This window comes from Paenibacillus sp. M2, from assembly GCF_046713495.1.
Taxonomy (GTDB): domain Bacteria; phylum Bacillota; class Bacilli; order Paenibacillales; family Paenibacillaceae; genus Paenibacillus; species Paenibacillus amylolyticus_B.
In genome coordinates, this window is record NZ_CP169648.1 from 1354114 (window position 1) to 1369733 (window position 15620).

General features: G+C 46.8%; 14 protein-coding genes. 7 read left to right on the top strand and 7 right to left on the bottom strand.

Going from position 1 to position 15620, the window contains the following annotated elements; all coding sequences use genetic code 11:
- Positions 1-143: 143 nt before the first annotated feature.
- The gene (locus tag ACETMN_RS06090; RefSeq protein ID WP_091015596.1) at positions 144-1358 is read left to right on the top strand and encodes an MFS transporter; all 1215 of its coding nucleotides are present in this window, start codon (positions 144-146) and stop codon (positions 1356-1358) included.
- Between the two features lie 102 nt (positions 1359-1460).
- On the opposite strand, the gene ACETMN_RS06095 is transcribed toward ACETMN_RS06090, so the two are convergent.
- From ACETMN_RS06095 to ACETMN_RS06105, 3 genes are all read right to left on the bottom strand, one after another.
- A complete protein-coding gene (locus tag ACETMN_RS06095; protein ID WP_091015594.1) occupies positions 1461-1652 on the bottom strand; it encodes a hypothetical protein in 192 nt (63 codons plus the stop codon).
- 39 nt (positions 1653-1691) lie between these two features.
- On the bottom strand, positions 1692-2063 hold the full coding sequence (locus ACETMN_RS06100; RefSeq protein ID WP_091015592.1) for a hypothetical protein: 372 nt from the start codon (positions 2061-2063) through the stop codon (positions 1692-1694).
- Between the two features lie 121 nt (positions 2064-2184).
- Positions 2185-2346, bottom strand: a complete 162-nt coding sequence (locus tag ACETMN_RS06105; protein ID WP_017690239.1) for a hypothetical protein — start codon at positions 2344-2346, stop codon at positions 2185-2187.
- Between the two features lie 145 nt (positions 2347-2491).
- On the opposite strand from ACETMN_RS06105, the gene ACETMN_RS06110 reads away from it, so the two are divergent.
- Together ACETMN_RS06110 and ACETMN_RS06115 are read left to right on the top strand one after the other, a co-directional pair.
- Positions 2492-2773: a hypothetical protein gene (locus ACETMN_RS06110; protein ID WP_017690238.1), complete on the top strand. Its 282-nt coding sequence runs from the start codon at positions 2492-2494 to the stop codon at positions 2771-2773.
- A gap of 153 nt (positions 2774-2926) precedes the next feature.
- Positions 2927-4825, top strand: a complete 1899-nt coding sequence (locus ACETMN_RS06115) for a sensor histidine kinase (RefSeq protein ID WP_091015590.1) — start codon at positions 2927-2929, stop codon at positions 4823-4825.
- A gap of 76 nt (positions 4826-4901) precedes the next feature.
- Here the strand turns inward: ACETMN_RS06115 and ACETMN_RS06120 are convergent, their stop codons facing one another.
- Positions 4902-5162 carry an NHLP leader peptide family RiPP precursor gene (locus ACETMN_RS06120; protein WP_223199858.1) on the bottom strand — a complete coding sequence of 87 codons (261 nt, stop codon included), beginning with the start codon at positions 5160-5162 and terminating at the stop codon, positions 4902-4904.
- A 36-nt stretch (positions 5163-5198) separates the two neighbouring features.
- Entirely contained in the window at positions 5199-6146 is a 948-nt protein-coding gene (locus ACETMN_RS06125; RefSeq protein ID WP_091015586.1) for a hypothetical protein, read from the bottom strand.
- Positions 6147-6369: 223 nt separating this feature from the next.
- On the opposite strand from ACETMN_RS06125, the gene ACETMN_RS06130 reads away from it, so the two are divergent.
- Positions 6370-7107, top strand: coding sequence for a hypothetical protein (locus ACETMN_RS06130; RefSeq protein WP_091015585.1), 738 nt, complete (start codon positions 6370-6372; stop codon positions 7105-7107).
- A gap of 38 nt (positions 7108-7145) precedes the next feature.
- On the opposite strand, the gene ACETMN_RS06135 is transcribed toward ACETMN_RS06130, so the two are convergent.
- Both ACETMN_RS06135 and ACETMN_RS06140 read right to left on the bottom strand, forming a co-directional pair.
- The gene (locus ACETMN_RS06135) at positions 7146-8399 is read right to left on the bottom strand and encodes an acyltransferase (protein ID WP_091015584.1); all 1254 of its coding nucleotides are present in this window, start codon (positions 8397-8399) and stop codon (positions 7146-7148) included.
- Positions 8400-8538: 139 nt separating this feature from the next.
- Positions 8539-9534, bottom strand: coding sequence for an LCP family protein (locus ACETMN_RS06140; RefSeq protein ID WP_091015582.1), 996 nt, complete (start codon positions 9532-9534; stop codon positions 8539-8541).
- Positions 9535-9718: 184 nt separating this feature from the next.
- Between ACETMN_RS06140 and ACETMN_RS06145 the strand changes: the two genes are divergently transcribed.
- From ACETMN_RS06145 to ACETMN_RS06155, 3 genes are all read left to right on the top strand, one after another.
- Positions 9719-10270, top strand: coding sequence for an undecaprenyl-diphosphatase (locus tag ACETMN_RS06145; protein ID WP_051449605.1), 552 nt, complete (start codon positions 9719-9721; stop codon positions 10268-10270).
- 219 nt (positions 10271-10489) lie between these two features.
- Entirely contained in the window at positions 10490-12226 is a 1737-nt protein-coding gene (locus tag ACETMN_RS06150; protein WP_091015581.1) for a methyl-accepting chemotaxis protein, read from the top strand.
- Positions 12227-12567: 341 nt separating this feature from the next.
- Positions 12568-15561 carry a glycoside hydrolase family 9 protein gene (locus tag ACETMN_RS06155; protein ID WP_256975120.1) on the top strand — a complete coding sequence of 998 codons (2994 nt, stop codon included), beginning with the start codon at positions 12568-12570 and terminating at the stop codon, positions 15559-15561.
- Positions 15562-15620: the final 59 nt, after the last annotated feature.

Sequence of the window (15620 nt, forward strand, 5' to 3'; positions counted from 1 at the left end):
TTTGTGGTGAACAAGGGATGGTCTTCGTGGAATGATGGGTGTAAAATAAGGGAAATGCTTCCGCATCGGGACGTACGGGTCTGTTCCGTCCGCTCCAATACACGGCAGTCCCGGCGTCAGTAACGGAAAGGGCGTGCGGGTATATGAACTTCTCGTGGAAGCGCAATCTGGTCATATTGTGGATTGGTGTATTTTTTTGTAGCACCGCGTATTCGATCTCGATTCCATTTCTGCCCCTGTTTCTAAGTGCTGACTTGGGGGTTCGTGATCACCTGGAGTTATGGTCAGGACTGGCATTTGGCATTACGTTTCTCGCGAGTGCACTCGTGTCTCCGTTCTGGGGATCCCTGGCTGATAAATACGGACGCAAGCCCATGCTGATCCGGTCGGGATACAGCCTTGCCGTCTTGTATTTAATCAATTATTTCGTGCAGGACCCGTATTCGCTGATTGTTGTTCGATTGTTTCAGGGTCTGCTTGCAGGGTTTGTTCCGGCAGCGATTGCTCTGGTAGGTACGAATACACCTGAAGAGAAGACTGGTTATGCCCTTGGTATTATGTCCACTGCAGGAGCCACTGGTGGTATTATTGGACCGTTAATTGGTGGCGTGGTAAGTCATTATTATGGCAACCGGAATGCATTTTTGTTTTCAGCTATTGTTGTGTTAGTATCAGCAATCATCGCAACCTTCTGGGTAAAAGAAGAGAACTTCAACCGGAACAAAGCTCGTTCCCACGTCATGGATGACATTCGTGAAGCGAGAGCGAATCGTTTGTTTATGACGGTGCTTGGCATGATGGGTATATGTACGTTCTCCGTCATGATTCTGGAGCCACTATTGACGGTATATGTGATGGAGATGGGCGTTCAGCCGGATCGTGCCTCACTCAGCTCGGGTATTATTTTCTCAGCGGTGGGGGTAGCAACCGTTATTATGGCGCCGCGGTGGGGCAAGATTGGTTCAAGGATTGGATACGGTAAAGTGTTGATTATTGGACTGGTTGGTGGGGCTGTAGGGAATCTTCTGCAGTTCTTTACAACAGGTTATATCGCATTCGGCATTTTACGATTTGTGTATGGTTTATTCTTTGCGGCTGTATTTCCGGCAATTAACGCCATGATTGTGCAGGCTACCGCATCGAGTTTCCGGGGCAGGGCCTTTAGCCTGAATCAGTCCGCTGCCCAGATCGGGACGATGGCAGGGCCGATCATTGGTGGTGTACTTGGGGGCTGGCTGCCGATACGCTGGATATTTATTATTAATGGAGTGGCATTGATCATCACTGCGATTGTAGCGAAGTGGTCAGGATTGGATCACAAACTGCCCGTGGCAAGTAAGGTTCCCGCTAAGCGATGATGCTGAATCACTAAGAGTAAGTGAACTTACAGGTAACAAAAAAGATGACGCTGTGAAATTACAGACGTCATCTTTTTTAAGTCTACTACGGATCTATATAAGTTAGTCATCCGTAGAGGGCTTACGAGAAGCCTTCTCTTTGGGAATGGCATGCTCGACCGCATCACGTTGATCCTCATCCTCAAGTGCTTCGGGGAAGGAGTCCTCAGTGAATAGTCCGAAGTCCGGGTCAATATCTCGTTCGGTCACGAGATTATCCGGTTCATGCACATGCTTTTGGCGATCTTCCTTCATCGTGTATGCACCTCCTCATTCAGGATGTCATAACAGCCGTTAATGGCGTGGTGGAATGTCGTTCTCTGGTTTGGCATCTGCACCAGCACCATTAAGCAGATCGGTACCATGCAACGCATCCGGATCGGGTGCAGCAGGATCAACCGGACTGTTCGGTTGCAGAAGATCTGCATCAGGTACAGATTCCAGCGGTGTCTCAGCCAAACGTGAATCCAATTCCGGCTCGTCCACAGCGGCTGCGGCTACGGGTGCCAGATCCGAATCTTCCGTTACAATCCGTCTGCCGGAAACTTCATCAAAGGTATCCATATCGCCTTCCGGGACTTCCGTCTCTGGGGGAATATCGCGGGACCTCTGATAACGGTCATAATAGCGGTCGCTCTCTTCGTTACTAATTGGTTTGTCAGACATGAGTAACACTTCCTTTCATTGTCGGTTGTCCAAAACTTCTTACCCCGTAGTTACCCAAAGCGCTAGTGTTGTAATCTTGCACAGGTTATTATCTCCGGGTGTTCACTACGATATGAATGCCTTAGAATTTGGGGAATACATATTTAACCAAGAAGTATAAGAATCCAAAAAAGATAATGATATATGCGGCATATTTAATAAATGTGGAAGCGACCATACTTGAATCCGATTTATGCTGAACATCCTTATGTTCCACCTCAACCGTACGATGTGGCTCATTCATTGTAATCATCTCCTTAGCGTGTTTGTTTGCTTTGAGAAACCATTACACCCGGAGCAAAGGATTGAATCGCAGCCACCGTTTTTACAGCTTTTCCTGTTTTGCCTATGTTATGATTAAGCTTGAATATGTAAGGGAGGAATTTCATGTGGACTGGTTCACACTGGGCAATATGATCACACGCATCCGTATCGGACAAAAGGCGTCCACACCCGGGTTCTCCCGTACCGTCATCCGTCGTCCGGATGGTTTGTTTTGGGTAGGCGGTATATGGTCCGGGCAAGTTGTACAGTTACGGGATTTCCTTTTTTCCGACATATGGACCATCTATGATGATGAGGAGACAGAGCAGTGGCTTGAATTTCGCAGTCAAGTTGAACAGAAAGAACGGGAAATGATAGTGAACCAGTTCGAAGACTTGCGTGATTAACCGGATAACTTTAACAATAAAATGGAAATAAGACTATAAATCGACTTAAATGTGAAATTTAATTTTATCTCAAGAAGGTGACGTGACAAACGGTGGCGAATGATAAATGAGAGAATCTAAGATAGGGAAAATTAGAACTTTGAGGTGCTGTGAATGAAAAATGTGCCCAAAGCTATCGTCATCTTATGGATGAGTGTATTGATTATTCTAGGCATGCCACATGGGATAGTCTTTGCAACTACAGGAGCGGTTCAGCAACCTGTATCCATTACAGGGTGGGAAGTAAAATGGGGGAACGTTGACGATCAAGGGTTCATCAGTGAGGTTAAGGGAGCAGACGAGATATGGGAAAAGCAAGGCAGCGATAAGTTAGAGTATAGCAATACGGATCGATCGAATTCTTTATGGACTCGCCTGACCATCCCTGAGTTGAGTGAGGAAAGTTCAGCCATTCGATTTGAGAACATTAAAGGCAATCATATTGTTGTTTATCTGGAAGACCGCAAGGTCTACGAAAACTATCATTACAATTATGATAATAATGCTGTGTTGCTGCCCTTATCCAGCGAAAATTCAGGTGACACGCTTTATGTATGGTCACAAAATGAAAAAGGCCGTCTGGGGATACAAGGTACTGTTCAGGTTGGACCTTATGCCGCGTTACAGGAGAAATATATTCATAACGGACTTATTGATGTGATTTTGGGCGCGACCTTTGTTTTCACAGCGATTACGATGCTGAGTTGTACGTTCTTCCTTGGCAAATTCCATAAGGGATTATGGATCTCGCTATGCATCGTGATGGGTTCCATCGGCACGATGATCATCACGTACTCGCAATTTTTGTATACGTTCTATCAGGTATATGGTGACTTGTATTCCGTAGTCTTTGATCTGGCGATGCTGCTGGGTATGCCAGCGCTATGTTATTTTTTTGAACAGATTATCGGGCCAGGACTGCATGGAATCTTCACCAAACTGCGAAAAATACTATTCATATATTCAGTTATCGCTGTGTTCTCTCTATTTATCTATGTTACTTCAGGTGGGCAATGGGAGATCCTATACAATCTGCTCGTGCAGCGTGTGGTTGGCATTGTGCTGGTCATTCTACTGACGATCCTGCTGGTGGGTACCATCGCCAAAGCGCTGCAACGAAATCGGGAAGCTATGCTGCTTGCGACGGGATTTGGTACATTTGCCTTGATCAGTGTGGCTGAACTGTTGTGGTATTATCAGCGGAGTGGGACGTATCATCTGTTATGGTGGAAATGGTCCATGGTTGCATTTGTGATCTCGTTGATTGCCATTCTCGGAAGTCGTTTTGCCGAAAAACATACTAAAGTTCTAGAGTATTCCAAGGAACTGGAGTTGTTCAACAATGAGTTGCAGCGTTCCGAGAAGATGGAGATTATAAGCGAATTGGCTGCTTCCGTTGCCCATGAAGTACGAAATCCACTTCAGGTGACAAGAGGGTTTCTGCAACTTATGACAGAGCAGGAAGACAACAAAAATAAGGGGTATGTGCGTATTGCACTGGAAGAACTTGATCGGGCTTCGGGCATCATAACGGATTTTCTTACCTTTGCCAAACCTGAGTTTGACCATATTATCTCGCTCAATATTTCGGATGAATTCAATCATATTGAAGGCATTCTTGTACCGATGGCTAATCTGGAGGGTGGTAAAATCACCACCGACATTCCGCCAGATCTATATATTCGAGGCAATTCCTCGAAGTTCAAGCAGGCTTTTATCAATATTATCAAGAACAGTATTGAAGCTTTTCAGGGACAAGGCCAGATTGATATCTGGGCGTACAAGCAGGATGGAATGATTAAGGTGCATGTCAGGGATAACGGAGAAGGGATGGACGAGGAAGCACTCTCCCGGTTGGGCGAGCCTTATTTCTCCAATAAAATCAAAGGCACAGGCCTGGGCATGATGGTGACATTCCGAATTGTTGAAGCGATGCAAGGACAGATCAGCTTTACAAGCACCAAAGGGGTAGGAACAGAAGCGGTTGTATCTTTTGCCGAGTTCGTCGAATGACGAACTCACAGAAGGATACTGCGGCTTTTTTGTTCCTACCCCTGATTTCTTACCTACAAGATTAGCTCAACCCGAATTAACTTCTCCAAGGTCCGCAATTCACATCATAATTTACTTTGGAAGGATTGGGAGGTATGACAAGCACATAGTCATTTTGCTGCTCCTCAACAGTACGTACCTGAATGTGCTCCGGAATTACGATGCCGAACGCTTCACGAAGCGCCTGCTTCGGATTGGAATGCAATTGTTGTCTGAAGTGCTCGTCAGTCCAGGCCTTTTCAATAATATCCTCATGCAACGTTTTCTCTGATACCATCATCGTCAACATTCCCTTCATATTTAGAATTAAACTGAACCAGCTTAGTCCTTATGCTCAGAATCCCAACTGTTGCTCGCTAATCCAGTGATGAAACCCGCCTTGGAGGAGCCGTTTCTTCCGTTGTGTAATGTCCTGAATAGCTTGTACTAAAGTGCTACATAAATAAGAATTAAACGCCTCAAGATGCGATATTCCTAAGTTAGACGATGTTAGTGTACGATCATAGTGATAAGCAATGTCTACGTAAGAGTTCATGAGTTGTGTATTGTATACATTGTCATGTATACGGTCGCTTAGAGGATGAACTGGATAGTTGTGATTCAGTGCTGCGGATATGTGGGAGAGGTAGCTGTTGTAGTTTCCATGCACAGCATCTTGTTGCGTGTCTGTGAAGTCATCGGTCATCTGGAGGGTCATGAGTGTGATGTTGATGGCAGAACACACAGGGATGATCCGGTCGGACTGATTCAGCAGAAGCAGTGCACCAGTAGCTCCAATGAGCAGAGGGGCAGCCTTTTGCGCAATCAACAAAGGATTCTGTTGGAAAAAATCAATGGAATGCTCACCCGTAACACTCACGGCCCAATCCACTACATATTGTCTGAAATAGACCCAGAACGTGGAGGAAGGATCGAATAATTCCGAGTAAGATTGAAGTGCATCCATGTAGTATAGATTACCAAGAGATAACTTCAATGTGGCATTCTCCGGTTGTTCATCCATCACGTCGTCCTGATTCAGAAAATATAACATGTGAATGAGACAGGCTGTACTTAATTGGTGTGCTTTCTCTGCGGGTAGTTTATCTGAGTGTTGCATCCAAAGTGGAATGATGTACCCGATGTAACTGTGTCCCGAATCTCGTAACAGCGGATTAACCGAACGAAGCTGCTCTAATGCATGTCCTGACAAGGGTTCGGGATATTCCCGTACGAGTTGTTCCGCTGAAGCAAACACGACCTCCAGATCGGATCTAAACGGATCTAACCAATCTTTCCGCATTATTACATATCGTCCTTCCTGCGATAAGGTGGTCCAGGACTGTTCAACTGATATAGATCATGAAGTTACATTCATTATAGCGGAAATAAAATGAAAAAAATAGGATTTTTTGTGATCAATTGTGAGAAAAATGATGACTTTTGTATTTTATGGCATAAAAAAGTGGATTTTAGGCTCAAACTAGGAAGGCACAGGATTTCGACATCGGAAAGGCGGCAGAAAAATGATAATGAAATGGAAAACATGGATGGCAGCCGGATTGGCAGCCGTAGTCATAACAGCAGCAACAGGACTTGTGGCATTTGCTGATCCAGCACTTCGAGTTGAGGAACATGAAGATGCGTCTAGCGCTACTTCCTCAGGCAAACAAGCGAAGCCATGCATGCAGGCAGGACACGGTTTGTTTATGATTGGTGAAACGGCAGACCTGCTTGGGATTGGCCTTCGGGATCTGAAATCACAGATGGAACTGGGTAAGACGTTGTCCCAGATTGCCAAAGAGCGCAAGGGACTTAGTGAGGAGCAGTTATTGCAGAAGTTGAAGCCTACATTGGCGCAACGTCTGGATCAAGCCGTAGACGAAGGTTGTCTCACCAAGGAACAAGCTGCAGCTACGAAGGCGGACATGGATACCAAGTTGAAAAAGGTCATCAATACCCCACTTCGTGATTTACGGCGTGAATTTGCCCACCATGGCAAACGTTCCATGGTGGATAAGGGCGAAATTGCCCGGTTTATTGGAGTCACGCCTGCTCAATTGCACGAGCAACTTCAGGGAGGGAAATCTCTGGCTGAGATTGCTCAGGCAAAAGGCATTAGCGAAACGCAGCTGGTGGACAAGCTGAAGGAACAATTAACGGGTGATCTGAAGAGATTTGTGAATCAGAAGGGCAACGTGCATCCAGCCCCGGGTCCCCAGGAACCTGTTCCTGGACGATCAACTTCGAGTGAAGTGAAATAAAGAAGAGCGTCTCCATAAGGGGACGCTCTTCTTTTATTTTAAAACGGCTTACTCGTTCCCGGACTGCGAGTTGCGCCGGGTGACGGAGTTCGCTCAGGTGAGTTTCTTTTGTCCACAGCAGCTGTTGGATTGGGGGTTGAACGTGGTTTGCGCATTAACCCTACCGTGAAACGTGAGCCAGGAAGCTTGGATAATACCCAACTGATTGCAAGAGCAATACCAACCGTTACAAGGAACGATAGCAACGTTACAGGCAGATGCCATCCACTGAGTTGAAGCGGTCTGGTTACATAAGCGATCGCGTAGATCACCAGTGCATGAACCAGATATCCACCAAATGAATAGCGGCCAATCCAGGCTAGCAATCGCTGAAACCGTGTATCTTTGCCCTGCATCAGTACAAGGAAACCATACATCATAAGCATTTGAGCCATAATGATCAGGAATGTGGTTGGTTTCAGATAGGTGGAGATATTCAGATTAACAACATCCCCGGAACCGCGCAGCACATCGTAACCAAGCCATATATACATCCCTATAAACAGACAGATCGTCCATGGCAGTACCTTCGTAGTCCAACTCCTCCAGCTATCCACTGACCAGGCACATACGGCACCCAGTAAAAAGTAGAACCAGTACATCACCCATGAATAGGAGCGATATTGCAGCAACGTTGACCAAGGCTCAGACATGGATTCTGTCCAGCCCCCCATATTATAGTAGGACCATTTCATAAGCAGGCCGTAGAATGAAGCTGCCAAGACAATGAGTGCCACAATGATTTGCATGGGCGTGAAACGTGAGGCGTTCTGGATACGACTCTGGATGGCTTTTGCTCCTGTCCAGAACAGGGGGAACAGAATATAGAACTGAAACACCATAATGACAAACCAGAGATGATATCCCGTCTGCGGGACAAACAGTTCACGAATCAGACTGCGAAAATCCGGTATGCCTGCAAGCCAGAACGCGGGGGTGAAGATACGGACAGACAGCCAGTAGATCAGTGTCCATACAACAAACGGCATATAGATATCGCCAAATCGCTTTCGAATGAAGCGAGGATATTCCGGTTTGGTGTTACGATGATGGTAAAACAACATTACACCCGATAGAAATACAAACGTTGGCGTACCAAATCGGGTCAGATGATAAATCATGGTCAGCATAATGGAATCCGGTTGTTCAATATCAGCGCGATAGATATACTCAGCGATACTATGCTGCATAACGATTGCCAGAAAGGCAATGCCCCGCAGTTCGGTCCATTCTGCTATTCGCGGTTTTTTCACACGTAATCCTCCCTCCAGGAACCGGAGTTCATCATATAAGGGTACCCGTTAAACATTAAGGCTGCATTAAATGGAGAAAATAGGTACCAAAAAAAGACGGCTTCAGCCGTCTTCTCTGTTGATATATCTCATGCTTGTTTTAGTTCTGTTCCCCTGATGATGGAGTCTCTGAGGACTCGGCATCTTCTTCAAAAAGTTGCTGAATGTAGGACTGGAGTTTGGTCACATCAACACCCAGCACCTGAGCTGAGCCGACCAGTTCATTGGTGAGTAGTTTGTTCGGTGGAATCTGCTGCTGATCGATATCGTTCGCATGGATATCGAAGCCAAGTGATGCGAGTTTTAACATCTGGGTTGGACTAAGGTCTGTCTCAATATAGGGAGCGATGGCTTCCAGGATATCCGGGATTTTGAAAAGCGAAGTGGTGCTCTGCATTTTCTTGGCCAGCTCGGTCATGAAGATCCGCTGCCGTTCGGTGCGGGTAAAATCCGAGGTGGCATCATGCCGGAACCGAACATATTGCAGGGCGGTTTTGCCGTCCATATGCTGCAACCCTTTTTTCAAGTCAATGTCGTACATATGTTTATCAGCTTTACTGGTGTAATACATGTCTTTCTCCACGTCAATCTCAATACCGCCTACCGCATCAACGAGTGCCATGAAACCTGTAAAGTCTGTGTAGACATAATGCTGAATGGGAATACCGAGCAGATCACTGACAGTTTGTTTGGTCAGCTCCGCACCCCCGTAGGAAAAGGCTGCATTAAGTCTGCTTTTGCCATGCCCTGGAATGGCTACATAGGTATCACGCAGTACGGAGAATAGATGGGCTTTCTTGGTGACCGGATCAATGGAAGCGACCATGACGGAATCTGAGCGTCCTGCATCGTCGCCTCTTGAGTCTCCACCAAGGAGCAGAATGTTCACCCGTTCCTGGCCCTCCCATCTGGGAATCGTTGTAGATGGTGTGTCTGAATCGCTGTCTGTGCCGGAAGAGGACGAGTTGGATGAAGTCCCGGAAGCCGTGGAGATGCTATTGGCAAAATGAACAATCGAATATCCGTAATATACAACGACACCTGTAATCGCAAGTGCCAGGGTCAGGGCTGTACCCCATAACCATTTTTTAAGCATAATCTTCACCTTTCTATGATTGAACTGATATGTAACCCAGATTAGTTTAACAAAAAGAAAGCAAAATGTCCCCTTTGATTTCGTAACTTCGGTCAATGTGAGGATTGTTTGACAAATAGTTAGTGTATATTTATTATGTAAAAAATAATCTTGTTTTGTGTAATGGGGGTATTGAAAGCCAGTTATGAATCAATCACTATTTAATTGGATTAATCAGTTTGCAGACCAAATACCGTTTCTGGACTGGTTTATGATCACATCATCCGAGTATGCGGTTTGGGTCATGATTGCACTGCTCGTTATCGTATGGTTTCTTGGCGATCCATCGAAACAACGCATTGTTTTTTATGCCTGTGTGGCTTCCATTGTAGCGCTAGTTCTGGCCAAATGGGGGATATCACCAGCGGTCGGTCATCCAAGACCTTTTGTAGAAGGGACTGTGCATCAGCTGGTTGCCCATGTACCTGATCCTTCTTTTCCAAGTAAACATGCTTCCTTTGTATTTGCTCTAGCGGCTGCTTCATTCTTTATTGGACGTCGCTTCGGGTTATGGATGTTGTTACTCGCTGTGTTGACAGGGGTGTCGCGTGTATATGTTGGTGTGCATTATCCAGGAGATATTCTGGGAGGATTCATTCTCGGAAGTCTGCTTAGTGTGGTTCTGATTACAACCCGAAATTATACCAAGTCGATTCCCGACTTCTTCATTAACATACACCGACGTGTTTTTCGTTAGCGATTGAAAGCGATGTGTGGGGAAGTTGCTGTAGTTTAGATTATTGAAAGAAGTCTCTTATCTCTGGTTCTGCCAAAGATGGGAGACTTTTTTTGCTTTATTTTCGAAGTTACATGAAATTTCTAGAAATTGAATTCTAACATCTACAATTCATGACTAGAGGTGACGATATATTATTCATATGCATTAGTTTATGCGCTAAGTTGAGGAGTGGGACACATGGAAGACACGCGGGGGAATAAGTTGGGGATATTCAAGTTAACGATTCGAGGCAAGTTACTGACTGGTTTTTTAATCGTGGTGGCTCTGCTGGTTGTTGTAAGCGTCTATGCGTTAGTCCAGATCCATCAAATGTCAAACAAAGCTAATGATGTGGATCAGACCTGGATGCCGAGTGTAAGCCTCTTGGGCTTGATGAATGGTGACGTATCAGACGTAGAACGATTGGCGCTGGCGATTATCGTTGAACAAAACGAAGAAGAAAACGTCAAGGTGAATGAAGCGTTAAAGTTGCTCCTCACGAAGATTGAAGATGAGCGTAAACAGTTGCTAACGTTCATTGAGAGCAATGATGAAGCGATGAAGCTCTACAATGATTTCAGTACGAATTATGATGCTTATGTGGAGAAAATGCCAGCATTCATAGAATTCGGTATTGCAAATAACTATGAAGAAGCAAGTAGACTGCACACTGAAGCCTATCCAATGTGGTACACAGCAAACGACTCTATCACCAAGTTAATCACTTTAGGTAATGAAGGATCGCAAGCCGCAACGGGTGAGTCTGTCGTGATGGCGGAGAATACATTTAATGTGATTTTGGCAGTGACGATTTTTGCCTTCCTGGTTGCGATATTCATTGCATTCTTCATTGCAAGCATCATCTCACGTCCAATCAAAAAGATGAATGAAGCGGCCATGGCTATTGCCAATGGTGATCTCACGGGTGAGACGATTGTGCTCAAGAACAAAGACGAATTGGGAATGCTGGCGGCTTCCTTCAATACCATGAGTGGCAATTTGCGCTCCATGATTGAATCAGTATCAATGACTTCGGAACAGGTAGCGGCTTCATCGGAGGAGCTTCTTGCAAGTGCAGAGCAAAATACTCAAGCCTCGGAACAGATTTCCCAAACGGTTGAGGAACTGGCTGTAGGCACGTCGGATCAGGTGGATATTGTGAAGCGCTCTTCACAGGCGATGAATGAGATGGCTCTTGGATCAGAGCAGATTGCCGAGCTTGCTCAGAGTGTATCCGTATCTGCTGTAGATGCGGCGAATCAATCTTCCGAAGGAAATATGATTATTCAGCAAGCGGTTGAACAGATGGGTTCTGTTCGAAATTCCATTGCTTCGCTTACAGAATTGGTTACAGGGCTGGGGGAACGTTCAGCAGAGATTGGTACCATCACCGAGGTAATCAACAACATTGCCCGGCAGACCAATCTGCTTGCACTGAATGCAGCCATTGAAGCCGCACGAGCAGGAGAGCATGGACGTGGTTTCGCCGTAGTTGCGGGAGAAGTGCGGAAGCTCGCTGAGGAATCTTCTACATCTGCGCAACGAATTACGGATCTGGTTCAATTGATTCAGAAAGATACGGATCATGCTGTTCAGGCAGTCAAAGTGAACAGCAGTGAGACAGAAGCAGGAATCGAGATGGTTACTGCGGCAGGACAAGCGTTTGAGCAGATCTCGGATGCGGTCAACAAAGTTGCGGGTGAAATCCAGGAAGTGTCTGCAGGTTCAGAGGAAATGTCGGCGAGTACAACTGAGGTTGTAGGATATGTAAGTCAAATTTCCAACATTGCTGGAGAGGCAGCGGGCGGGGTTCATAATGTATCTGCCGCAACTCAGCAGCAGTTGGCTTCGATGGAAGAGATTGCTTCATCCGCAGGTTCATTATCCAAAATGGCCGAAGAACTGCAGGAGCAGATTAACAAGTTCAAAGTGTAACCAATAAGATGTTCTGACACCTAAGGTGTACAGAAACATACTGATGAGATGGTCAGAATACCACTCGATCTGTGGTTTCGATTACAGCAAGGGCGAGAAGCTGTTTCTCTAACGCGCATATGCGTTAGAGAAACAGCTTTTTTTGTCGCTTGACGCAGAGCAGGTCACAACAATGTTATTTCAGAAGTCACCAACGCTTATATAGCTGGTGAAACAAACGGCTATAATGGTAATTAATGGTGGAACTTACACTCAAATACACCATGGGGAGGAGAGATATAAACTTGCAGTCCAGAGTAATGCATACGGAATATTGATGAAGAGGAGATGAATAGTTGAACATGAAGGGGAGCTGGTGGAGACGAGTCGCTATGATCGCGTTATCGGCAGGACTACTGGCAGGAAGTTTATCGATGGGCACAGGAATTCGTAAGGCGGATGCGGCCGCCGGAAATCAGAACTATGCTGAAGCACTGCAAAAGGCCATTTATTTCTATGAGGCACAGCGTTCGGGTCCGTTGCCAGCCAGTAATCGGGTCGAATGGCGCGGTAATTCGGGCATGCAGGATGGAGCTGATGTAGGCGTTGATCTGACCGGAGGATGGTATGATGCCGGAGATCATGTGAAGTTTGGTTTTCCGATGGCTGCTTCCGCAACGATGCTCGCCTGGTCTGTCGTGGAATACAGTGACGGATATGATCAGGCCGGACAACTGGAGGAGATCAAGGATAATATCCGATGGGCGACCGACTATTTTATGAAAGCGCATACTAAACCAAATGAATTATGGGGACAAGTGGGGGCAGGCAATACCGACCATGCCTGGTGGGGACCCGCAGAAGTTATGCAGATGAACCGTCCTTCGTTCAAGATTGATGCTTCATGCCCGGGCAGTGATCTGGCGGCAGAAACTGCTGCAGCGCTGGCAGCGTCATCGATTGTATTTGCAGATGATGATCCGGCATATTCGGCCAGACTGCTTCAACATGCCAAAGAGCTGTACAACTTTGCAGATATGTATCGTGGGGAATACACCGATTGTATCACGGATGCCGCAGCGTTCTATAACTCGTGGACAGGATACGAAGACGAGCTGGCATGGGGTGGCGCATGGCTTTATTTAGCTACTAATGATAGCGCTTACTTGTCCAAAGCCATTGCAGCTACGGACCGTTGGTCTTCTAGCGGAGGCTCAGCCAATTGGCCGTATACCTGGACACAAGGTTGGGACAGTAAACATTATGGTGCCCAGATCCTGCTTGCCCGAATTACATCCAGTTTGAACATGCCGGAGGCGACGAGATTTATTCAGTCGACTGAGCGTAATCTGGATTATTGGACGGTTGGAGTCAATGGGACACGAGTCAAGTATACGCCAGGAGGTCTGGCGTGGCTGGATCAGTGGGGCTCGCTCCGATATGCAGCGAATGCATCCTTTATTTCTTTTGTATACTCCGACTGGGTCAGTGATCCTGTGAAAAAGTCAAGATATCAGGATTTTGCTGTCTCACAGATGAATTATATTCTGGGCGATAATCCGCGTCAGAGCAGTTATGTGGTCGGATATGGGCAAAATGCACCTCAACATCCGCATCATCGGACCGCTCACGGTTCATGGCTGAATAACGAAGATATCCCGGCTAACCATCGCCACATTCTGTATGGTGCCATGGTCGGTGGCCCGGATGCATCGGATGGATATACCGATGATATCGGAGATTACGTGAGTAATGAGGTCGCAACTGATTACAATGCTGGTTTTACCGGCGCACTGGCAAAGATGAATTTGCTATTTGGTCAGAATCATCAGCCCCTTGCGAACTTCCCTGCACCTGAGGTTAAGGGTGATGAGTTTTTTGTGGAAGCTGCAATCAAATCATCCGGTTCCAATTATACGGAAATCCGGGCACAGCTTAATAATCGTTCCGCTTGGCCTGCCCAAATGGGAGATCAACTGTCTTTTAAATATTTCCTGGATTTGAGTGAAGTGTATGCTGCCGGACGTACGGTATCGGACGTTCAAGTGACAACCTCCTATACGGAGGGGGCGACGGTATCCCAACCCGTTGTGGTGAATGCAGCCCAGCATATCTATGCCGTTACGGCGAACTTTGGTAATACGAAGATCTATCCAGGTGGGGAAGGGAATTATCGCAAAGAAGTACAGTTCCGCATTACAGGCCCGCAGGGTGCATGGAACGCAAGCAATGATCATTCGTTCCAGACGCTGACTACAGGCAATCCTGTGAAGAGCGTATACCTTCCAGTCTATGATGCAGGGGTGAAGGTCTATGGACAGGAGCCTGGTGTGGCACCAGTCACGGTTCCAGGCGCACCTGCTGGCGTGAAGGCTGTAGCGGGAAGCAGTCAGGTTAACCTGACCTGGGCCGCTGTATCCGGGGCCGAATCGTATACGGTGAAACGTTCCGAGGTGAGTGGAGGACCATATACAACTGTTGCGACAGGGGTTAATGGATTGACCTACACAAACACGGGACTGACCAACGGGACGACTTATTATTATGTAGTGACTGCTGTGAATTCAGCAGGGGAATCATCGGGTTCTGTGCAGGTGTCGGCTACCCCGCAAGCAGCTTCGACGGTGCCGGGAGCACTGACTTTAAGTGGGATAGCTGGTAATGCGCAGTCGGTCCTGACTTGGACAGCAGCCTCGGGCGCTACTAGCTATAAGGTACAACGTTCGGTGGCAGGTGGGACGTATGCTGATGTGGCAACCGGATTGTCCGTGTTGACTTACACCGATACAACAGCGCTGAATGGCACCACGTACAATTACCGGATTGCAGCCATGAATGCGAACGGACAGACACTGTCCAATGTCCTGGCACTGACGCCTTCTGCACCTCCGGTGACGACCGGTACACTCGAAGTGCAGTACCGCAGCGGTGGGTCCGGGAATTCAAGTAATGCGGTGACTCCGCAGTTCAACGTTAAGAATACCGGAACACAGGCGATTGATCTCAGTACCGTGAAGATCCGATATTATTTCACCAAGGATGGTGCGGATCAAATGACCTTCTGGTGTGATTATGCCGAGATGGGCACGGCCAATGTTGAAGGTACATTTGTCGCAGTGAATCCGGCGAAGGGTACCGCAGATACGTATCTGGAGATTAGCTTCAAGTCAGGAGCAGGCAGTTTGGCCGCTGGAGCAGAGACCGGCGTGATTCAGGCACGCTTTTCCAAAAATAACTGGAGCAATTTCGATCTAAGTAATGATTATTCCTATGATGCTTCCAAGACGGCTTTTGCCGCATGGAACAAGGTAACCGGGTATCAGGGAAACACCAAAGTATGGGGCTTGGAGCCGTAACTGGCTGAATCATCAGCCAAAGAGCAGCATGGGCAGACCAACAGCACTTATATTCAATT